This window comes from Streptosporangium sp. NPDC023615, assembly GCF_040640155.1.
GTDB lineage: Bacteria > Actinomycetota > Actinomycetes > Streptosporangiales > Streptosporangiaceae > Streptosporangium.
On record NZ_JBFABE010000005.1, the window covers coordinates 110,456 to 130,585 of the forward strand.

A 20,130-nucleotide genomic window follows, 5' to 3' on the forward strand; every position below is an offset into this window, starting at 1 on the left:
GGCGTCCGGGGTCACAGCCAGTCGTGTTCGCGGGCGTAGCGGGCCGCCTCGTGGCGGGTTCTGGTCTGGGTCTTCTGCATCGCGTTCGAGAGGTAGTTGCGCACCGTGCCCTCCGCCAGGTGGAGGCGGGTGGCGATGTCGGCGGCCGAGTAGCCCTCGCCGGTCGCCCGCAGCACGTCGATCTCGCGGTCGGTGAGCGGGCAGTCGTCGACGACGGCGAGGGCGGAGACGTCCGGGTCGATCCAGCGCCTGCCCCCGTGCAGGGTCGTGATGACGGAGACGATGTGCGCCGGTTCCGCGGACTTGCTGACGAAGCCCTGGACGCCGAGCCTGAGCGCCTTGCGCAGCACCCCGGGCCTGGCGTGGCGGGTCAGCATCAGGATCACCTGGTCCGGTCGCGTACGGCGGATCTCCGCGACGGCCTCGAGCCCGTCCGTGCCGGGCATCTCCAGGTCGATGACGAGCACGTCGGGCCGGTGCAGCAGCGTGGCCCGGACGGCGGCCTCACCGTCCTCCGCCTCGGCGAGCACGGTGATCTCGCCCTCCAGGGGGAGCAGCGCCGCCAGCGCCTTGCGCAGGAGGGCCTCGTCGTCGGCCAGCACCACGGTGGTCATCGAATGACTCCCGTGGCTACTCCGACCTTCAGGCCGGAGAGGAAACGGGAGCGGGAAGGCGCTCTGGCGCCTGAGCGTGCCTGGACCCGCACGACCCGCATGGCCCGTTTCACCCACCACCTAACTGATCTTGACGTATCGTGTGAAGCGTGGCGCAGATCGTGAAGCGGGCATTCAAGTTCCGCTTCCACCCGACGAACGAACAGGCAGCACAACTGTCTCGCACGTTCGGCTGCGCCCGCCTCGTCTACAACAAAGCCCTCCAACACCGCAGCCGCGCCTACACCATCGAAGGCCGCAAAGTCTCCTACGTGGAGTCCTCGGCCACACTGACGCAGTGGAAGAAGACCGAGGACCTCGCGTTCTTGAACGAGGTGTCGTCGGTCCCCCTCCAGCAGGCGCTGCGCCACCTCCAGGCGGCGTTCGCGAACTTCTTCGCCAAACGGGCCAAGTACCCCACCTTCAAGTCCCGCAAGAAGTCCCGGGCGAGCGCTGAGTACACCCGGTCGGCGTTCATCTACCGAGGCGGTCAGATCACCCTGGCGAAGATGGACGGACCGCTGAACGTCGTGTGGTCGCGTCCCCTGCCCGAGGGGGCGGACCCGTCCACGGTGACGGTGTCGAAGGACGCGGCCGGGCGGTGGTTCGTGTCGATCCTGTGTGAGGACCGCATCTCCCCGCTTCCCGCGACCGCGAACGTGGTCGGCGTGGATGCGGGGATCACGGCGCTGGCGACGCTCTCCACCGGAGAGAAGATCGTCAATCCGAAGCATGAGCGGGCCGACCGTAGGAAACTGGCCAGGGCGCAGCGGCGCCTTGCCCGTACGGAGAAGGGGTCGGCGAACCGGCAGAAGGCGAAACTCAAGGTCGCCCGGGTGCATGCCCGCATCGCCGACCGCAGGCGTGATCATCTGCACAAGGTCACCACGCGTCTCGTCCGTGAGAACCAAACGGTCGTGATCGAGGACCTCACCGTGCGCAACCTGGTCAAAAACCGCAAGCTGGCCCGTGCCGTCTCCGACACCTCGTGGCGTCAGATGCGCACGATGCTGGAGTACAAAGCACAGTGGTACGGGCGGGAACTGCTGGTGGTGGACCGCTGGTTCCCCTCCTCGAAGCTGTGCTCGGCGTGCGGCACGATCCAGCGGTCCATGCCGCTGAACGTCCGAGAGTGGGTGTGCGCCTGCGGCGCCTCCCATGACCGGGACGTCAACGCCGCGAAGAACATCCTCGCCGCCGGACTGGCGGAGAGGTGAAACGCCTGTGGAGCTGATGTAAGACCTCAACGAGAGTCCTCTCGGGCGGGCGGTCGGCGGTGAAGCAGGAACCCTCACGGGCGACCGTGGGAATCCCCTCCCTTCAGGGAGGGGAGGATGTCAAGTCGGTCGTCCTTCCACGCTGTGGGGAGCGGCGTCCGGACCGCCGTGCGGGAACGTCGCGGCCGTCAGGAAACGTCCGTCCTTCTGCTCCACGGTCAGCTCGCCCCCGCCGGCCGCCACGCGTTCCCTGAGGGCGGCGAGCCCCCGGAGCGCGGGAAGGGGAGCCTCCGGCGCGCCGTCGTTGACGATGGCGATGCCGGAGCCCGACAGGTCGATGCGCACCTGCCCGGCCTGCGCGTGCCTCAGGATGTTGGTCGTCGTCTCCCGCAGGACCAGGCCGAGCAGTTCGCCCGCGCGGGCGTCGACCTCGGTCTCGCGCTCGACGCGCACGCGGATCCCCGCGGCCTCGAAGAGGTTCTTCGCGTTCTCCAGTTCCGCGGACAGGTTGAGCCGCCGCTGGGCGTAGGCGAGTTCCTTGGTCTGGGCGATGGTGTCGCTGACCAGGGCGTGTACCTCGCGGAGTTCCCGCTCCGCCCGTTCGGCGTCGCCGCGCACCAGCCTCTGGGCCAGCGCGATCTTCAGCTTCACCACGTGCAGGGTGTGGCCCTGGATGTCGTGCAGGTCGCCGGCGAACCGGACGCGTTCGCGGATGACGGCCAGTTCCGCCTCGCGCTCCCGTGCCGCCTCCAGTTCCTCGATGAGGCCGTAGAAGCGCCTGTTGGGGAACATGAGGCCGACGAATATCGCGGTGATGCCCGCGGGGACGATGACGTACTCGATCAGGACGCCGGAGAGGTCTCCCCCGGTGACCAGCAGCCTCGACGCGCCCACCGCGGCGACGTAGGCGATCAGCCCTGCGGCCGCCGCGACCCGGTGGCGCGGCAGGTGGGGGACGACGTAGGAGCCCACGATCGAGAGGCCGTAGAACCCCGCGCCGCTGTCGGCCACCAGTACGGAGAACGGCCACACGGCCGCGGTGACGATCAGGCAGGGGAGCGCGACGCGCAGGACGTCCCCCGCCGCCCACCGCGTGAAGGCCACCAGGGCCGCCGCCACGCCCGCGCCGAGGACGAGGGCCTCCCACCAGGTCCGGGCGTCCCTCGCCACCAGTAGCGCCCCGACGGTGACGAGCAGCGGGAGGAACAGGGTGATGTTGAGCCTGCGCAGCCGTTCCCGCGCGGGCTCGGCGCGCTGGGACACCGCGTGTGTCGGGTTCACTGCGCCTCACCTGGTCGCCGGGCGGTCGGTTCGGGGGGCCGGACCCTGGTCGGCCCCTGTTCGGGCCGGGCCGGCCACATCCGTCGTCTCCACGGTAGGCGCTGTCGCGCGATGCTCTCGCGGGGCGGCTCTCTCCCGCCCGGGCCGGCGACGACGCCGGGGGCCGTCATCGGCGCGGTTCCCAGCGGAAGATCCGGGAGGCCAGCGCGACGGCGACGATCACCCAGCCCAGCGTGGGCGCCAGGAGAAGCAGGGATTCGCCGACGGGAACGCCGCCGTTCCAGGCGTCGACGGCCAGTTCGGTGGCCGAGCCGCCGGGAAGCAGCCGCTTGAGCAGGGTGAGCTCCTCGGTACCGCTGATGCCGACCCAGGTGGCCACGGCGATGGCGCCGAGGCTGACGGGCAGCGTGGTCACCTGGGCGTGCTCGGGGGAGTTCGTCAGCCCCGCCGTGGCCAGCGCCAGGCCGATCATCATGATCAGCGTCGAGAGGACGGCCGCCGCCAGGAGGAGGACGTTGTCCGGCCGGCCCGCGACCACGGCCAGCACGGTCATGATCACGGTCACCTGGACCAGTGAGATGGCGGTGATCGGGAGGAGAAGCCCGGACAGGATGCCGGTGTCGCCCTCCGCGGTGGAGCGCAGCCGCTTGAGGAAGAGGTTCTGCCTGCGGGAGGCCAGGGTCGTCACCGCGGTGGTGTAGAGCCCGAACGCCCCCACGGTGAACATCATGATCGCCGCGATGTACCCGAGGCTGCCCAGGGTCGCGAAGGCTTCGTGGCGGTAGATGAAGAACCCGCTGACCACCGCGGGCATGACGAGACCGGTGATCAGGACCAGCCGGTTCCGGAATATCTGGATCAGCTCGCCGAGAGCGATCGAGAGCATGGCGAAGCGCCCTTTCAGAGAAGGTTCGGGGAGGGTCAGCGGGTCCGGTCGTCACCGATGGCGCGGAAGACCTCGTCGAGCCGGGTCGGCCCGGCCTGGAGGTCCCGCAGCTCCACCGAGTGCTCCTGCGCCCAGCCCAGCAGGACGTGCAGGTCCTTCTGCAGGTCGAAGGTCTCGACGAGGAACGTTTTGTCGCCGTCGCGCACGGCCGGCACGGGCAACGGCACCGCCGGGGCGGGGTCCGGCAGGGAGAAGCGGGCGGTGGAGGGCAGGGTCCGCGTCAGCTCGGAGACGGTCCCCTCCCGGTGGAGGGTGCCCCCGTGCATGAGACCGATGCGGTCGGCGTGCTGCTGCGCCTCCTCCAGGTAGTGCGTGGTCAGAACGACGGTGGAGCCGGCCTCGCGCAGCCTGCCCACGGTGTCCCACAGATCGTCCCGGGACTGGACGTCCAGGCCGGTGGTGGGCTCGTCCAGGAAGATCAGCTCAGGTGTTCCGTACACGGCGGTGGCGAAGTCCAGGCGTCGCTTCTCGCCGCCGGAGAGCTGGGACACCGTGGTCCCCGCCTTGCGGGTGAGGTTGACGACGCCGAGCACGCGCTCGACGGTGTCCGTGCGCCGGGTGAGCCGCCCGATCAGCCGGACCGACTCCCTCACCGTCAGGTCCGGGGAGAAGCCGCTCTCCTGCAGCATGATGCCCATCCTGGGCCGCACGGCGCGCCGGTCCTGCGGGCTCTGCCCGAAGACCCGCACGCTGCCCGAGGTGGCCCTGCGGTGACCTTCGACGGTCTCCAGGGCCGAGGTCTTGCCCGCCCCGTTCGTGCCGAGCAGCGCGTAGAGCTCCCCTGGCCGTACCTGGAAGGACAGGTCCTTCACGGCATGGAAGTCGCCGTATGTGAGATTCAGACGTTCAACGTCGATGACCGGTGTCGAGGACATGCCGTCGATCCCATCAGCCACCGCCCTCGCCGGGCAGTGCGACCACGTCATGACCCGGGCGTGACATTCCCGGTGTGAACGTATGACGTGGCGTCACGGGTGCCGCTGTCCTCGCGGTAGCCCGGCGTTGAGAGCTGCCTTGGCCATGCGTCGTTCCAGCCCGTGAACGGCGACGGGCTAACGCGGCCCCGAACGGAACTCCGTCCAGAGATCGACGGCTTCCTCCAGGCCGAGCGCGGCCACATCCTCCCGAGCCATGCCGACCGTATGGATCAACCGATCGGCGAGCCAGTCGGGAACCGGCTCCCGCACGGGCACCTTTTCGACATGAATGTGGTCGGTCGGCGTTCCCAGGCGGTCGATGACCTCACCAAGACGCACGATGTCAGGACGAGCACCACCGACTGCCCGAACCCGCGCTTTGGCTTCCGCATAGACCTCGGCGTCGGCCCTTTCCCCGACCGCCCAGACCTCACAGATCTCGACCGCCTTGTCATCGGTGATCCGGTAGACGACCCGCCAGGTGTTCCGCCCGACGACGAGCTTGCGAAACCCGGTCAGCTCGCCGCCCAACGGGTAGCCGGCCTCGGGGTTCTCGAGGAGCAGGAAAATCTTCTTCAGGATCTTGGGGACGGCATCCGGACCGATCTTCCGGAGATCATCAATGGCCGGATCGGTGAATACGACGTCGGACATCGCTACTCGTCGTCGTCCGGAATCGTGGCCAGCGATTCACGGGTGTGCCCGAAAGCGGAAAGGACATCGTCGATCGACGTCCGCCGACCGCTGTCGGTGGCGGCCCTGACGAGCACCAACGCCAGATCCCGCAGATCGGCTGCGGCCTCTTCCAGTTCGTTGAGACGTCGCATGCTCACGACGGCTGCGACCGGCCGATGCCGGCGGGTCACCACCAGATCCGCGCCGTGCTCGGCGTCGGCCACCAGACGAGCGACCCCACGCTGCGCGGCCTCGGTGACCGTGAGCTCGGTCGCGTCATGAAGAACAGCCATGCGCAAACTATATAGAAAATTGTGCAGAACGGCGAGCGTCAGGTCCGAAGTCTCGATCGTCGAGCCGATCGGACGGGTCCGCCACGGCCTCGGACCGGGTTCACGGCATCGGTGGACGAAGATCCGGGCCGCCCGTGAGGCGTGCCGCGAACCGGCCGTCGCCGGACCATCGACCCGGCCTGCCACTCCGGCACCGCCTCCACGGGGTGATCGGCAGGCCACGGTACGTTGTCGATCATCGTACGGCGGTCCTCGCGCGGCAGGTGACAGGAGACGACGGTGGACGAGAACCTTCTGCAGGTCAGGCGGGGTGACAGGTTCGCCTTCGGCCGCAACTGGACGTCCTTCGTCGGGCTCGTCGACGAAGACCGCGTCCGGCGCGCGGTCGACTCGCTGCGGGCGACCCTGGGCGTCGAGGACCTCGCCGGGCACACCTTCCTCGACGTGGGCTGCGGCAGCGGCCTGTTCTCGCTCGCCGCGTACCGCCTCGGGGCGCGCGTGCACTCCTTCGACGCCGACGCCGAGGCGGTGGAGGCCGCCGTACGGCTACGGCACGCCTTCGCTCCCGAGGCCTCCGGGACGGCCGAGGGGGGAACGTCCGAGTCCTGCCTGACGGTCGAGCGGGAAGCGACCGAGGTTTCCCCGGCGGTCGAACGGGAGTCGGCCGACGCCTCACGGAAGGTCACGCGGGAATCGGCCGGTGCCTGCTGGACGATCGAGCAGGGGTCGATCCTGGACGGCGGCCGTCTCGCGCGGCTGGGGACCTTCGACGTGGTGTACGCCTGGGGGGTGCTGCACCACACCGGGGACATGTGGCGGGCCTTCGACGCCACCGTCGGACTCGTCGCCCCGGGCGGGCTGCTGTTCGTCTCGCTCTACAACGACCAGGGCAGGCAGAGCCGGGTCTGGACCGCCGTGAAACGGCGCTACAACCGGTCGGGGCCGGTGACCCGCGGCGCCCTGATCGCCGGGAGCGCGGTCTACGTCTACCGGGCATGGCCCCTGCTCGCGGTCGCGCGGCTGCTCCGCGGCGGGGCCGGCCCCGCGGACGTCCAGCCGCGGGGCATGTCGCGCCGGCACGACCTGCTCGACTGGGTGGGCGGCTACCCCTTCGAGGTCTCCCGGCCCGAGCGGGTCCTCGCCCGCGCCCGCGCGCACGATCTCGACCTCCTGGCCCTCAAGACGTGCGCGGGCGGGCTCGGCTGCAACGAGTACCTGCTCCGGCGACCGGGCGGATCGGACGGCCCGGACGGGCCCGGCGGGCCGGACGGAACTGATCGGCCGGTCGGCCGGCGGGCGGGAACCTCCTGAGCCGACGGGCGCGCGGGACCCCTCAGGGACGGCCGGCGCGCAGGAGCCCGTGGAGCCGTCGGACGATCTCACCTACCTCGGCGGCGCCCGGGACCAGCCGGCGCAGGGGCACCCCGGCTGAGTGCGCGAACCAGCCCACCTGGGCGGCGGCCAGCATCGTGTAGGCGATCGTGGACGCCAGGGCGCACCCCGTGACACCCATCGGGGGGATCAGCAGGACGTTCAGGACGAGGTTCGCCAGCAGCGCGGCGCCGTACACCAGCGCGGCGAGGAACGGCAGGTCGAGACGGAGCAGGTAGGCCGCGGCCGGGGCCGCCGTCGCCGCGGCCGCCACGCCCGGTGCGAGCACCAGCATCGGGACGACGCACCCCGCGAAGGCCGGGCCGGTGGCGGCGACCACCAGGGCCGGGCCCGCCAGGCAGAACAGGACGGCCGACGAGACGGCCAGGACACCGGTGATCCGGATCGTCCGCGCCGTGTACGCCGCCGCCTCCTCCAGGCTCGACTCCATCTGCCGGGGGAGCGCGAGCTGGACCACCGTGCCGGTCATGGCCCGCAGGAGCTCGGCGGGCGTCACGGCCATGGAGTAGACGCCCACGGCGGCGGGCGTGCCCAGGGCGTTCAGGATCAGGATGTCGAGCCGCAGCAACAGGAAGTGGCAGACGTAACCCGGGTGGTGGCGCAGCCCGCACGAGAGCGTGCGGGCGGCCAGCCTCCGCCCGCGCGGCCGGCGTACCGGCAGGGACGGCAGCAACAACACCAGGTTCACCACCGCGGAGAGGGTCCAGACGATCACCACCCCCTCGACGGTGAGCCGGCCGGGAAGCGCCAGGGCCGCCAGGGCGGAGCACTGGACGGCCGCCCCTGCCAGCGAGCCCCGGTCGACGACCCCGGTGCGGGCGCGCAGGACGTGCACGTTGCCGACGTAGACGATCGCCGTCATGACGGGCACCGCGACCAGCCCCCACACCAGCGTGGGGCGGTCCGCGACGACCGTCACGGCGGTGCCGGGAGGCAGGACGGCCGCGAACGCGACGACCGCGGCCACCGTGCCCACGGCGAGTCCCAGCCACGGCGCGTTCGCCGAGATCGCCGGTCGGCGGCCCTCCCGCGTCCACAGGGCCGTCTGTGACCTCTCCACCGACAGGTTCCCGACGGCCGCCGCCGTGATCGCGACCGTGACGACCACCCAGTAGACGCCGCGGTCCTCCGGCCCCAGTGCGCGGGCCACGACGACGCTGGTCAGCGCCCCGGCCACGGCGAGGGTCACGCGGGTCAGGAGCAGGTGGACCAGGCGGGCGGCGGTCGCGTCGCGACGTCCCGTCGCGGACGCGGGGGGCGGTAGGGAGGACGACGTGGAAGGCGACGGAGCGCTCACGCGGGCCGCGGGTGCCACCGGTCGTCCTCGACCGGAGGAGCGGGGACGGGCGGGACGACGGCGACAGGAGCGGCCGGCCGCACGGGTGGACGGTGACCGGCGACCGGGCCGGCGGCCGGGCGGGCAGGCAGGTGGGCGGGCAGGTGGGTGCGGTGCCAGAGCTCGAACTGCAGCAGTGCCCAGATGCGGTCGGAGTGGTCCCGGCCCGCGGCGTGCTCGGCGAGCAGACGGGCGACGGCCCCCGGGTCGAAGATTCCCCGGTCGCGGGCGGTGGCGTCGGTCAGCAGGTCATGCGCGAGGGGACGCATCCCGGTCCTGAGCCAGGAGGCCAGCGGCACCCCGAAACCCATCTTCGGGCGCCGCAGCAGGTCCTCCGGCAGCCAGTCGGCGAGGGCGCGCTTGAGCAGGTACTTCGTCGTCCCGCCCCGGATCTTCAGCTCGCCGGGCAGTCCTGCGGCCCACTCCATCAGGACGTGGTCCAGGAACGGGGAGCGCGCCTCGACCGAGCAGGCCATCGTGCTGAGGTCCGTCTTCACCAGGAGGTCGCCGGGCAGGTAGGTGTTGACGTCGACGTCCATGAACCGGGTGAGGTCGCAGCCGGCCGAGGACTCGGCGAAGGCCCGCTCCACGAGGGCGCCGCTGCGCACACCCCCCACCCGGCCCCGCTGCCACGGGGTGTAGACCTCCCACTTCTGTTCCCCGGTGAAGTAGGACATCAGCCGCGTGTACCTGTCGGCCGCCGGCAGCCCGGCCAGTTCCATGCCCCAGCCCGCCCTGCGGAGCATCGACCCCTGGCGCGACAGGACCTGCAGGCTCCTGCCCGCCGCCCCCAGCAGCGGCGCCGCCGCCCGCGGCGCCCGGAGCCGGGCGGCCCGCCGCAGCATCAGGTAGCGGCGGTAGCCGCCGAAGGACTCGTCCCCGCCGTCCCCGGTGAGCGCCACCGTCACCTCCCGGCCGCTCATCCGGGCGACGAGCAGGCTGGGAATCGCCGAGGAGTCGGCGAACGGCTCGTCGAAGTGCCAGGACAGGGCGGGGAACACGTCCAGCGGGGCGTCGGAGAGCGTCAGCTCCGAGTGGTCGGTGCCGTAGAGGGCGGCCACCCGGCGGGCGTGCTCGCGCTCGTCGAAGGCGGCATGGTCGAAGCCGACGCAGAACGTGCGGACCGGCCGCGAGGACTGGCGCGCCATCGCCGCGACGACGGCGGAGGAGTCGACCCCTCCCGACAGGAAGGCGCCGATCGGGCGCTCGCCGGTCATCCGCAGCCGGGTCGCCTCCATCAGCAGCTCGCGCAGCCGGTCCGCCTCCTCCCCGGCGTCGGCCACCGGACGGGGGGTGGCGTCCAGCCGCCAGTAGCGGTCGACGCGGACGCGGCCCTCCTGCCACACCAGGGTCGAGCCCGGCGGGAGCTTGCCGATGCCCTCGACGATCGACCAGGGGGCCGGGACGTACTGGAACGTCAGGTAGTGGTGCAGGGCGACCGGGTCGACCTCGCCGCGCCACTTCGGGTCGGCGATCAGCGCCTTCAGCTCGGAGGCGAAGCGGAGCGAGCCGGACCGGACCCCCCAGTAGAGCGGCTTCTCGCCGACCCGGTCGCGCGCCAGCAGCAGCCTGCGCCGGTGCCCGTCCCACAGGGCGAAGGCGAACATGCCGCGCAGCCGGTGCACCAGGGCGTCGCCGTGTTCCTCGTACAGGTGGACCAGGCACTCGGAGTCGCCGCCGGCGGCAAGGCGATGCCCCTTGGCCAGCAGCTCGGCCCGGAGCTCGGCGAAGTTGTAGATCTCGCCGTTGAACACCGCGACGACGCGGCCGTCCTCGCTGCGGACGGGCTGGTCGCCGCCGGCCACGTCGACGACGGCCAGGCGGCGCGCGCCGAGCACGGCCGAGTGCTCCACGTGCAGGCCGTCACCGTCGGGGCCGCGGTGCACCATGGTCTCGCACATCGCGCGGACCGTGGCCGGGTCCACCCCGTCCGCGCGGACGGCGCCGGCTATCGCGCACATCGCTGCTCCAGCAGGCGCCCGTACAGCTCCAGGTGGCGGTCGATCATGGAGTCCACCCGGAGGTTGTCCAGTGCCCAGGCGCGCGCGGCGCCGCCGAGGGAGGCTCCCAGGCGGGGGTCGCGCAGTACGCGCTCCAGGGCGTCGGCCAGTTCCCCCGCCCCCCGCGGGGGGACCAGCAGGCCGCGCCCGCGCAACAGCTCGCACGTCCCGCCCACCGCGGTGGCGACGATCGGCCTGCCCGCCGCCATCGCCTCCATGACGGCGTTGCTCATCCCCTCGTGCAGGGAGGGCAGCACCACCACCGAGGCCCGGTGCAGCAGGGCCTCGACGTCCCGGCGAAGGCCCAGCAGGCGCAGGTCCACCCCCAGGGCCGCCGCCTGCGGCACCAGGGCGTCGCGCTCGGGGCCCTCTCCCGCGAGCACCAGTGTGCACGGCCTGCCCCGGGCGGCCAGCAGCGCCGCGGCCTCGACGAGGAAGCGGTGTCCCTTGTACGTCATCAGGTTGGCGACGCAGCACACGACCGGCAGGTCGGTGGCGATCGGCGCGGGCGCGACGGGCAGGAAGGCCGACTCGGGCAGGCCGTTGTAGATCACACTGATCTTCTCCCGGGCGAGGCCCTCCACCCTCCTGGCGTCCTCCGCCACGGCCACGGCGTTGGCCACCACGTGCCGCGTCAGCCGGGCGGCGAGGCGTTCCAGGGGGCGGCTGCCGTACCGGAGCCGTTTGAAGACGCTCAGACTGCGCCGCCCCGCCACGATGACGGGGACCCGGGCGAGCCAGGCGAGCGGCGCGCCGATCACGTAGGCGTGGTAGAGGAAGGCGTGCAGCACATCCGGCCTGAGCCGCCGCACGGTCCTGACCAGGCGCGCCGCCGCGAGCAGGTTGCGGGGAAGGGCGGCGATCCCCGTCGACAGCGCCGTGAACCCGGCGTTGTGCACGAAGATGCCGGCGCGTTCGAGGGCGTCGCCGTAGGGTCCCCCGGAGTGCAACGTCACCACGTCGACCTCCACCCCGCTGCGGGCCAGGCCGATGGCCAGGAGATGGATCTGCTTCTCGGTGCCGCCGACCCGTAACTGCCCGGTCAGCAGCACGACCCGGCGGACCCTCGCGGGCGGCGCCTTCCCGGACAGGATCAGCTCACGGCCACTCTTCACGCCCGTGATCTTACTTTCGGTGACGGTCGCCGGCGCCCAGGAGATCGGCGTGAGCGGTGAGCGTGTCGTGGCCCGGCGGGTGGCGGCCACCGGGAGCGTGGGACGGCGGCCGCCCGGGAGCCCTCGAACCGGTGGGCGACGGCCACGGGAGCCGTGGACCGCCGATCCGCCGGGGGCGCGTCAGGTGCGCGGTCCCGGGGCGCGGCGGAAGGCGAAGGGCTGGCTCTCCCTGCCGGGGATCACGAACCAGCACTCGCCGGTGCCCTCGCTGTCGAGCAGCCGCATGAACGTCTCCACGACGTCCGAGACGTCGAGGACGGGGAAGCCGAGCTGTTCCAGCACGGCCTTGCCCTCGCCGAGGATCGCGGTGTCGGCGAAGGAGGGGCAGAGCGCCTGCACCCTGACCCCTCGCGACTGGAGGTCCTGGCCGAGCGTGCGGACCAGCCCGACGACCGCGTGCTTGTTGGCGGCGTAGATCGGGTCGGACGGGATGCCGACGATGCCGGCCATGCTGGCGGTGGCCACGATCGTGCCGCCGCCCGCCGCGAGCAGCGCGGGCAGGGCGGCGTGTACCCCGAACACGACGCCGTCGAGGTTGACGCCCATCGCCAGACGGTAGCGCCGGAGGTCGAAGTCCTCGCCCACCCCGCAGCCCGAGGAGATGCCCGCGTTGAGGAAGGCGAGGTCGAGCCTGCCGTACCGCTCGACCGCGGTCGCCACGGCCGCCTCGTTGTCCTCCGGGCGCGACACGTCACAGTGGACGAACGTCGCGTCCAGCTCTCCGGCGAGCTTCTCGCCCGCGGCGTCGTCGATGTCGGCGAGGACGAGGCGGGCCCCGCCGGAGGCCAGGCGCCGGGCCACACCCGCGCCGATGCCGTTGCTCCCGCCGGTGACCAGGGCCACCCTCCCCTCCAGGTCGTCGCCGCGGACCGTGTTGGCCGCCTGTATCGCGGGCTGCGGGACCAGGCCGCTGAGCAGCCCGCCCCCCGTGCCGCCGCTCGCGCCGTCGCCGGTTCCCCTGGTCGTCTCCTGCGTGCTCACAGCGGCAGTCCTCCGGTGGCGGCGTTGGTCGATCCGGTGCTCCGGTACGCCGCGATCGTACGCTCGGCGATGCGCATCTGGTGGATCTCGTCGGCACCGTCCGCGAACCGGGCCCATCGGGCGTGCTGGAGCATGTTCGCCAGCGGGGTGTCGGTCGAGTAGCCGAGCGCGCCGTGCACCTGGATCGCGCGGTCGACGATCCGGTTGAGGCTGTTGGCCACGAAGTGCTTGGCCATCGAGACCTCGGTGCGGAAGTCCTCACCCTTGTCGATCTTCGAGGCGGCGTGCAGGACCATGAGCTTGCACTGGTAGAGCTCCATGGCCGAGTCGGCGATGAGCCACTGGATGCCCTGCTTCTCGGCCAGCAGCGACCCGTGGCTGTAGCGGTTGAGCGCGCGGTCGACCATCATGTCGAGCGCGGTCTCGGCCTGGGAGATCCAGCGCATGCAGTGCGCGAGCCGCGCCGGGCCGAGGCGGTACTGGCCGAGCCGGTGGCCGTTGCCGCGCCCGCCGAGGATCTGGTCGTCGTGCACCCGCAGGTCGGTGATGACGATCTCGCTGTGCCCGGTGGAGCCGTGCATCGTCTCGACCTCGCGGACGTCGTTCCAGCCCTCCTGCGGCAGGTCGACGAGGAAGGCGGTGTTGCCGCCGCGCGAGCCCTCGGGCACGTCGAGCTCGGTCTTGGCGATGAGGATGGCGAAGCTCGCGCGGCGGGCGTTGGAGATGAACCACTTGTGGCCGTTGATCACCCACTCGTCGCCGTCCTTGACGGCGTGGGTGCGGATGAGCGTGGGGTCCGATCCGGCGACCTCTGGCTCGGTCATCGCGAAGCACGACATCGCGGTTCCCTCGAGCAGCGGCCTGAGGTACCTCTCCTTCTGCTCGTCGGTGCCCCAGTGCAGCAGCGTGTGCATGTTGCCCTCGTCGGGCGCCGAGCAGTTGAGGACCCACGGTCCCAGCCGGGTCCTGGCCGCCTCCGACTGCACCATGGCGAGCTCGACGTGGCCGAGTCCCATCCCGCCCCACTCGACGGGCATGTGCGGCAGCCACAGCCCCTCGGCCTTCGCCTTGGCGCGCAGGTCGAAGATGACACGGAGGTACTCGTCGCGACCGGTCCCCTTCTCCGTGTCGAGGCCCTCGACGGCCGGGATGACGGTCTCCTGGACGAAGGCCCGCACGCGGCGGCGGATCTCCTCGTGCTCGGGCGCGAGGGTGAAGTCGATGGCCATGCTCTCCCCTTGACCGGTTACCGGTTCCGTGGCGTGTCGGCGGGTCGCGTGAGATCACCGGGAGTCGCGGGCGTCACGCCGGTCGCCTCTATCCTGTGCGGTGTGCCGCCGCCCTTGAGGCGGCTGCTCGACGATTTGAGACACGTGCATTATTACCATAGTCATCGGCACATCCACCGGCAAGGCAGGAGTTCCCATGCCCCCCAACCCGGAGGCCACCGGCAGGCGCCTGGTGGCGGCGGCAGAGCTGCTCTTCGCCGAGCGGGGGATCGACGGCGTGTCGCTGCGCGAGATCAACGCCGCCGCCGGGCAGCGGAACTCGACCGCGCTGCAGTACCACTTCGGTGACCGAGCCGGGCTGCTGGGCGCGGTGCTGGCCAAGCACCATCCCGAGATCGAGGCCCGCCGCCACCAGCTCCTCGACGAGTACGAGTCCCGGGGCGCGCCGCACGGCGCCGAGGCCCGCCGGACGCTCGCCGGCGCGCTGGTGCGGCCGATGGCCGCGAAACTGGCCGACCCGGACGGGGGGCGCGCGTACCTGAGGATCATGGAGCAGCTCGTGCACCGCGCGGGCCGGCCGGCCCTGCGCAGCGGGCAGGACGATCCCGGGCAGAGCATCAACCGGTGGCGCGAGCTGGTGGCCCCGCTGCTGCCCGAGGTGGCCGTCACCCGGCTGCACCAGCGCTTCATGGCCATCCGGGTGACGTACGTGGAGCTCGCCCGGCGCGCCGCCGGGCCCGAGGGCAAGGACGACCGGCTCTTCACCAGCCACCTGGTCGACGTCGTCTCCGCGGTGCTGGCCACCGAGGTCTCCCCGGAGACCGCGCGGCTCCTCGGCGAACGCGACAGGCGTCCGGCCGGCGACGGCCGGACGCCCTCGTGAGACTTCCCGGCGTCTCCTCGCGGACCTTCCCGAGGGGTCCCGATCACGCCGTGCGGGCGCCATATAGGTGAGAACCACCGACGCGAACGCCCGGCCCTCGCTGCCAGTGTCGTGTCATGAGCAGCGCACGCTTCATCGGGGCCGGCTGGAAGCCGTCAGGGATCCCGGTCGCTGTCGCCACCGAGCACCACTCGATCCAGGAGTCGCCGTGAACCGCTTCCCCGCCGTCGCCCTCACCTCTGTCCTGATCGGCGGTTCCGTTCCCGCCGGCACTTCACCGGGACCGACACGCCGCGCGTCAAGCGTGGCCTGATCACCGACCACCGGCTCGACGCCGACACCCTGCTGCTCGTCACCCGGCTCGAGGCCGAGGCCGCCTGGACCACGGCCGCCGATCCTGACGGCCGTCGGCGTCGGTGACGGTCCCGTCACGAGGCCTGCCCGGCCGGACGACCGTCCCACGGACACGGCGGAGAACGAGTCCGCCCCGTCCCCCCACCTGCGCAACACCCTGACGAATCGAGGAGTCAACCATGATCTTCCACGTGAACCGCCTGACGTTCCGGCCCGAGGTCGACGACCGGCAACGCGCGGAGGCGCTCGACCGGCTGCGCCTTCAAGGATCGGAGATCGACGCCGTGACGTCCTGGGTGGTGGGCCCCGACATCGGCGGGGACTACGAGTGGGGCGCCGTGTTCGCGATCGAGGATCTCGAAGGCTACTGGGAGTACCTCGTGCACCCGGTGCACTTCGAGAGCCAGAAGGCGGGCCTTCCGCTGATCGGCCGTTTCGTGTCCTTCGACATCACCGACGACGACGACCCCGGGATCGGCGCGCGGATCGCCGAGCTTCACGAGCGCAGCTACCGGGAGAACCCCGAACTCGCCACGTTGGTGGGCGATGTGCCGTCGTTCGCCGCCGGCGCGGTTCCCGAGGACGAGCCGCGATCCTGACGGGGACGTCCCCGCGGACGCTCCGGCGCACCCGGGCCACCGGGTGCGCGTCCAGCCGGACGGCGGATGGTCAGACGCGCGCGTGGGCCTCCTGGTAGGCGCCCCCCGCCGAGTAGGTGACCAGCGTGGTCAGCACCTCCTTGACCGACTCGCGCCGGCGCACGTCGCACAGCACGATCGGGGCCACGCCGTCCAGGCCCAGGGCCCGCCGGATCTTGATCGGGTCGTGCCGCCGCGCGCCGTCGAAGCAGTTGACCGCCACGACGAACGGCAGGCCGCGCTGCTCGAAGTAGTCCACCGCCGGGAAGCAGTCCTGCAGGCGCCGGGTGTCGGCGAGCACGACCGCGCCGAGCGCGCCCACGGAGAGCTCGTCCCACATGAACCAGAACCTGTCCTGACCCGGGGTGCCGAACAGGTAGAGCCAGAGCCCGTCGCGGATGGTGATCCGGCCGAAGTCCAGCGCCACGGTGGTGGTGACCTTCGATTCCACGCCCGAGAGGTCGTCCACGCCGACGCCGCGCTCGCTCAGCAGCTCCTCGGTGTGCAGCGGCCTGATCTCGCTGATCGTGCCCACCATGGTCGTCTTGCCGACCCCGAAACCACCGGCCACAAGGATCTTGATGGCCATCGCAGGAGTGTCGTCCGGGGTCGCCCCCGGCTCAGAGGCCGCGTATTCCATGCAGCACTTCCCTGTAGATGCGTTCGTCGATCGTCTTCCCGACCGGGCGGGGCCGGTCGATGGTGACCAGGCCCTCTCGCCGCAGTTCGCTGAGGATGACGCGGGTGATGTTGAGCGGCAGCCGGAGATACGCGGCCACGTCGGCCACCGGGGTGGGGCGGCGGCAGGAGGACAGCACGTCGAGGTGCTCGGGCATCAGCCCGACCGGTTCGGACGGCATGTCGACCGTCGTGACGATGGCCACCACGTCGAAGCTCTCCCCGACCGGGCGGGCCCTGCCCCCGGTCACCCCGAACAGTCTGATCAGGGGCCCGGGATCCTCCCCTGTCACGACCTCACGCCGTTCCAGGCGGGCGCCGGCGCGGCCCCCCTCGGCTGGGAGGACAGATGCTCGCCGACGCGCTTGACCATCAGCGCCATCTCGTAGGTCACCATGCCCAGCTCGGCGTCCCCCGCGGCGAGCACGGCCAGCCTGGCCCCCTGCCCCGCCGCGGTGACGAACAGGAAGCCGCCCTCCATCTCGATGATGGTCTGCCGTACGCCGCCGAGGCCGAAGTGCCGCCCCGCGCCCAGCGCCAGGCTGTGGCTCCCCGCGGAGATCGCGGACAGGTGCTCCGCGTCCTCCCGGGTCAGCTCCCGGGAACCGCCCATCGCCAGCCCGTCGGAGGACAGCACGATGGCGTGCCGGACGCCCGGGACACGCTGGGTCAGGTCGTCGAGCAACCAGCTCAGTTCAGATCTGGGGTCGGGCATCGGGGCGACTCTCCTTTCGGTTCCACACGTCCTGGTCCTGCTCGGTCCGGCCACGGCCCTGCTGCCAGCCCCGCTGCATGGACGACATGAGGTTCGAGAGTTCCTCGGGGGTCCGCGTCGACACGTCACGCTGTGCCGAGGAACGCGCCTGGCGGAGCTGGGGTGCCAGGTTGGCCTGCCGTACCCGTACCGGGAGCCCGTCCAGGTCGTCGTCGGTCTCGGGTACGGCGACCGCCCGCCGGGTGGGCAGCACGGGCGGGGGCTGCTCCTGCCGCTCCTGGGCCGGGAACCAGTCCGTCGCCGGTTCGGGAGCCGGCTGCCACTCCGTCGCGGGCTCGGGAACCGGCTGCCACTCCCTCGGGGGATCGGGCTGCCACTCCCTCGGCGGCTCCGGCTGCCACTCCGGCACGCCGGTGAGCTCCCTGGGCGGCGTCGCGGCCGGCACGTTCGGCGCCCGCGTCTGCCCGGCCGCGTGGGCGCCGTGACGGGACCGTTGCGGGACCTCGAAGACCGGCACCTCCTCCACGGCGAGCAGGGCCGGGGGCAACAGCACGATCGCGGTGGTCCCGTCGTAGGGCGAGGGCCGCAGCACGACCTTGATGCCGTGCCGGGAGGCGAGGCGGGCGACGACGAACAGGCCGAGCCGGTCACTGTCGGCCAGGTCGAACTCCGGCGGTTCGGCGAGCTTGGCGTTGAGCTCGTCCAGGGTCGCCCGGTTGAGCCCCAGTCCCCGGTCCTCGATCTCCAGCGCGAAGCCCTTGGCCGCCGACATGCTGCGGACGTGGACCACGGTGTTCGGCGGCGAGAAGACGGTGGCGTTCTCCACCAGCTCGGCGATCAGGTGGATCAGGTCGGTGACCACGCCGCCCACCAGCATCGGGGCGTGCGGCATGGGCAGGACGGTGACGCGGGTGTAGTCCTCGACCTCCAGCACGGCGCTGCGCACCACGTCGAAGATCGGCACCGGGTCCCGCCACCTGCGGGCGGGCACCGCGTCGGACAGGATGATCAGGTTCTCCGCGTGCCGCCGCATGCGGGTGGTCAGGTGGTCGAGCTTGAAGAGGTCCTCCAGGATCTCCGGCTCCTCGACGCGGCGCTCCATCGCGTCCAGGAGGTTGAGCTGCCGGTGCAGCAGCGCCTGGTTGCGCCAGGCGAGGTTGAGGAAGACCTGGCCGACGCCCTTGCGGAGCGTCGCCTGCCCGACCGCGGCCTCCACGGCGGTGCGCCGCACGCTGGAGAACGCCTGCACGACCCGGTCCACCTCGGCGGTGTCCGCCGGGGCCAGCTCCGGGGCCTCGCTCGCCGGATCGACGTCCTCCCCCCTCCGCAGCCGCTCGACCAGCCTCGGCAACCGCTCCTCGGCCAGTTCCACGGCCGAGTCCTGCAGCCGCCTCAGCTCAGCGATCATGGATCGGCCGAACCGGTAGGAGATCAGGATCGAGGCGATGACGGCGATCAGGCCCACGCCGATGACCACGGCGATGCGGAGCAGGGCGTCGCGCTTGAGCTTCTCGCCCATGGCGGAGGCCCTGACCAGCTCTTCCTGGGTCTGCCGGGCGATGGTGTCCAGGACCGTCTGGGAGTCGCGCTTCCAGGAGGCGGGGTCCAGCGGCGGCCTGCCCTTCAGGTCCCACGCGAAGATCGTGTTCTCCGCCGCCTGGAGCCGCTGGTGGGGCGCGTCCCCCGCGACCTGCTGGTAACGCGCCAGCAGTTCGGGGCTCATGTCCCGGTCCGCGTTGGTCTGGAAGTTCCTGCGGCTGGTCATCGCCGCGACGAAGGCGGCGTGCTCGGCCTGCGTCATCTCGCCGCGCTTCAGCACGGGGGCGAGGATGGCCTGCTCCCTGCCCAGGTACTCGGCGGTGTTGGTGTAGGCGCCCACACCGCGGACGGTGCGGAAGGACGCGACGTCGGGGAGCGTCGTCGGGGAGCCGAACTGCCGGGTCGCGGCGAAGACGGACGCGTTGTAGGCGTCGGTCAGCTGGATGGCGCTCATCGAGCCGTTGTCCGCGGAGACCCGCAGCGCGTCCAGGCCGTCCATGGCCGACTCCAGGGCCCGCACGTCGGCGAGGGCGTTGCCGGGCTCGTTGGCCGCGGCGGACGCGATCACCTCGCGGACCACCTCCACCTTGCCGTCGGTCGCCCTGCGCTGGTCGGCCAGCGCCTTGTCCTGCGCCGTGCGGCCGGCCGCCTCGGCGGTGAGCCTGCGCTCACGCTGGAGCTCGGTGGCCAGCTCCCGCGTCGGCGCTCCGATCGCCCCCCAGCGGTTCAGCGTCTGGGAGAGGGCGCTGACCTCCGCGACGGTCGAGTACGCCATGAACAGCCACAGGGCGACCAGCGCGAGGGTCGGGACGAGAAGGATCTTGAGGATCTTGGAGCGGATCGGCGGGGGGGAACTCATTCGACCTGTCCAATCCGCGGTTCTTCACGAGGCCCGCGGCGATGGGAACGGAGCCCCACGGTCGCACGCCGTAACCGGTACGTAAGTGATTCGACACACTATGCCCATGGGACAGATCTAGCTTCAAGCCACAGGAGCGAAGTTTAAGTATCAATGTTCACAACGGGCCAGGTGGGGTATTCCCGTCAAAAATGGGGCCTGAGATGAATCGCGGCTGTTCATCCGGAGTCTCTCGCCCGCCCCACGGGGCCGTGTCCCCCGGGACCCGGGGGTCCGCTCCCGCCGCGCGCTCCAGACCTGGCGGCCGGGTTCCCGTCACCGTCCGCTCCGGCTCCCCGTCCGGGCCCTCGCGGCCGTCCACCCCGGCCT

The 20,130-nt window shown here is 71.7% G+C and carries 19 protein-coding genes; 4 read left to right on the forward strand and 15 right to left on the reverse strand.

The window, feature by feature from the left end; translation table 11 throughout:
• Nucleotides 1-11: 11 nt before the first annotated feature.
• The gene (locus AB0G16_RS05945; protein WP_362799263.1) at nucleotides 12-614 is read right to left on the reverse strand and encodes a response regulator transcription factor; all 603 of its coding nucleotides are present in this window, start codon (nucleotides 612-614) and stop codon (nucleotides 12-14) included.
• 149 nt (nucleotides 615-763) lie between these two features.
• On the opposite strand from AB0G16_RS05945, the gene AB0G16_RS05950 reads away from it, so the two are divergent.
• Nucleotides 764-1,870, forward strand: a complete 1,107-nt coding sequence (locus AB0G16_RS05950) for an RNA-guided endonuclease TnpB family protein (protein ID WP_362799266.1) — start codon at nucleotides 764-766, stop codon at nucleotides 1,868-1,870.
• Between the two features lie 120 nt (nucleotides 1,871-1,990).
• Here the strand turns inward: AB0G16_RS05950 and AB0G16_RS05955 are convergent, their stop codons facing one another.
• The 5 genes from AB0G16_RS05955 to AB0G16_RS05975 form a co-directional block, all read right to left on the reverse strand.
• On the reverse strand, nucleotides 1,991-3,151 hold the full coding sequence (locus AB0G16_RS05955; protein ID WP_362799269.1) for a histidine kinase: 1,161 nt from the start codon (nucleotides 3,149-3,151) through the stop codon (nucleotides 1,991-1,993).
• 166 nt (nucleotides 3,152-3,317) lie between these two features.
• Nucleotides 3,318-4,037 (reverse strand): ABC transporter permease, encoded by a 720-nt coding sequence (locus AB0G16_RS05960; protein WP_362799272.1) that lies wholly within the window; start codon nucleotides 4,035-4,037, stop codon nucleotides 3,318-3,320.
• Between the two features lie 35 nt (nucleotides 4,038-4,072).
• On the reverse strand, nucleotides 4,073-4,972 hold the full coding sequence (locus tag AB0G16_RS05965; protein WP_362799275.1) for an ABC transporter ATP-binding protein: 900 nt from the start codon (nucleotides 4,970-4,972) through the stop codon (nucleotides 4,073-4,075).
• Between the two features lie 177 nt (nucleotides 4,973-5,149).
• Nucleotides 5,150-5,668: a type II toxin-antitoxin system RelE/ParE family toxin gene (locus tag AB0G16_RS05970; protein WP_362799278.1), complete on the reverse strand. Its 519-nt coding sequence runs from the start codon at nucleotides 5,666-5,668 to the stop codon at nucleotides 5,150-5,152.
• A gap of 2 nt (nucleotides 5,669-5,670) precedes the next feature.
• Complete coding sequence (locus AB0G16_RS05975; protein WP_362799281.1) at nucleotides 5,671-5,982, reverse strand: type II toxin-antitoxin system prevent-host-death family antitoxin; 312 nt, start codon at nucleotides 5,980-5,982, stop codon at nucleotides 5,671-5,673.
• Nucleotides 5,983-6,261: 279 nt separating this feature from the next.
• On the opposite strand from AB0G16_RS05975, the gene AB0G16_RS05980 reads away from it, so the two are divergent.
• Nucleotides 6,262-7,293 (forward strand): class I SAM-dependent methyltransferase, encoded by a 1,032-nt coding sequence (locus tag AB0G16_RS05980; protein WP_362799284.1) that lies wholly within the window; start codon nucleotides 6,262-6,264, stop codon nucleotides 7,291-7,293.
• Between the two features lie 22 nt (nucleotides 7,294-7,315).
• Here the strand turns inward: AB0G16_RS05980 and AB0G16_RS05985 are convergent, their stop codons facing one another.
• From AB0G16_RS05985 to AB0G16_RS06005, 5 genes are all read right to left on the reverse strand, one after another.
• Nucleotides 7,316-8,671, reverse strand: a complete 1,356-nt coding sequence (locus AB0G16_RS05985; RefSeq protein ID WP_362799287.1) for a polysaccharide biosynthesis C-terminal domain-containing protein — start codon at nucleotides 8,669-8,671, stop codon at nucleotides 7,316-7,318.
• On the reverse strand, nucleotides 8,668-10,671 hold the full coding sequence (asnB, locus tag AB0G16_RS05990) for an asparagine synthase (glutamine-hydrolyzing) (protein ID WP_362799290.1): 2,004 nt from the start codon (nucleotides 10,669-10,671) through the stop codon (nucleotides 8,668-8,670). Before asnB ends, AB0G16_RS05985 begins: the two co-directional genes overlap by 4 nt.
• Nucleotides 10,659-11,825 carry a glycosyltransferase gene (locus tag AB0G16_RS05995; protein ID WP_362799293.1) on the reverse strand — a complete coding sequence of 389 codons (1,167 nt, stop codon included), beginning with the start codon at nucleotides 11,823-11,825 and terminating at the stop codon, nucleotides 10,659-10,661. The genes asnB and AB0G16_RS05995 overlap by 13 nt, the downstream gene beginning before the upstream one ends.
• 180 nt (nucleotides 11,826-12,005) lie before the next feature.
• Nucleotides 12,006-12,866, reverse strand: a complete 861-nt coding sequence (locus AB0G16_RS06000) for an SDR family NAD(P)-dependent oxidoreductase (RefSeq protein WP_362799296.1) — start codon at nucleotides 12,864-12,866, stop codon at nucleotides 12,006-12,008.
• On the reverse strand, nucleotides 12,863-14,095 hold the full coding sequence (locus AB0G16_RS06005; RefSeq protein ID WP_362799299.1) for an acyl-CoA dehydrogenase family protein: 1,233 nt from the start codon (nucleotides 14,093-14,095) through the stop codon (nucleotides 12,863-12,865). Before AB0G16_RS06005 ends, AB0G16_RS06000 begins: the two co-directional genes overlap by 4 nt.
• A gap of 196 nt (nucleotides 14,096-14,291) precedes the next feature.
• On the opposite strand from AB0G16_RS06005, the gene AB0G16_RS06010 reads away from it, so the two are divergent.
• Both AB0G16_RS06010 and AB0G16_RS06015 read left to right on the forward strand, forming a co-directional pair.
• Entirely contained in the window at nucleotides 14,292-14,978 is a 687-nt protein-coding gene (locus AB0G16_RS06010; protein WP_362799302.1) for a helix-turn-helix domain-containing protein, read from the forward strand.
• A gap of 533 nt (nucleotides 14,979-15,511) precedes the next feature.
• Nucleotides 15,512-15,931: a Dabb family protein gene (locus AB0G16_RS06015; RefSeq protein WP_362799305.1), complete on the forward strand. Its 420-nt coding sequence runs from the start codon at nucleotides 15,512-15,514 to the stop codon at nucleotides 15,929-15,931.
• A gap of 70 nt (nucleotides 15,932-16,001) precedes the next feature.
• On the opposite strand, the gene AB0G16_RS06020 is transcribed toward AB0G16_RS06015, so the two are convergent.
• Genes AB0G16_RS06020 through AB0G16_RS06035 form a run of 4 tightly spaced genes read right to left on the reverse strand, consistent with a single transcriptional unit; the run spans nucleotide 16,002 to nucleotide 19,761 of the window.
• Nucleotides 16,002-16,610 (reverse strand): ATP/GTP-binding protein, encoded by a 609-nt coding sequence (locus AB0G16_RS06020; RefSeq protein WP_362799308.1) that lies wholly within the window; start codon nucleotides 16,608-16,610, stop codon nucleotides 16,002-16,004.
• Entirely contained in the window at nucleotides 16,591-16,899 is a 309-nt protein-coding gene (locus tag AB0G16_RS06025) for a DUF742 domain-containing protein (protein WP_362799311.1), read from the reverse strand. The genes AB0G16_RS06020 and AB0G16_RS06025 overlap by 20 nt, the downstream gene beginning before the upstream one ends.
• Nucleotides 16,900-16,937: 38 nt before the next feature.
• On the reverse strand, nucleotides 16,938-17,363 hold the full coding sequence (locus AB0G16_RS06030; protein WP_362799314.1) for a roadblock/LC7 domain-containing protein: 426 nt from the start codon (nucleotides 17,361-17,363) through the stop codon (nucleotides 16,938-16,940).
• On the reverse strand, nucleotides 17,344-19,761 hold the full coding sequence (locus tag AB0G16_RS06035) for a nitrate- and nitrite sensing domain-containing protein (protein WP_362799317.1): 2,418 nt from the start codon (nucleotides 19,759-19,761) through the stop codon (nucleotides 17,344-17,346). Before AB0G16_RS06035 ends, AB0G16_RS06030 begins: the two co-directional genes overlap by 20 nt.
• Nucleotides 19,762-20,130: the final 369 nt, after the last annotated feature.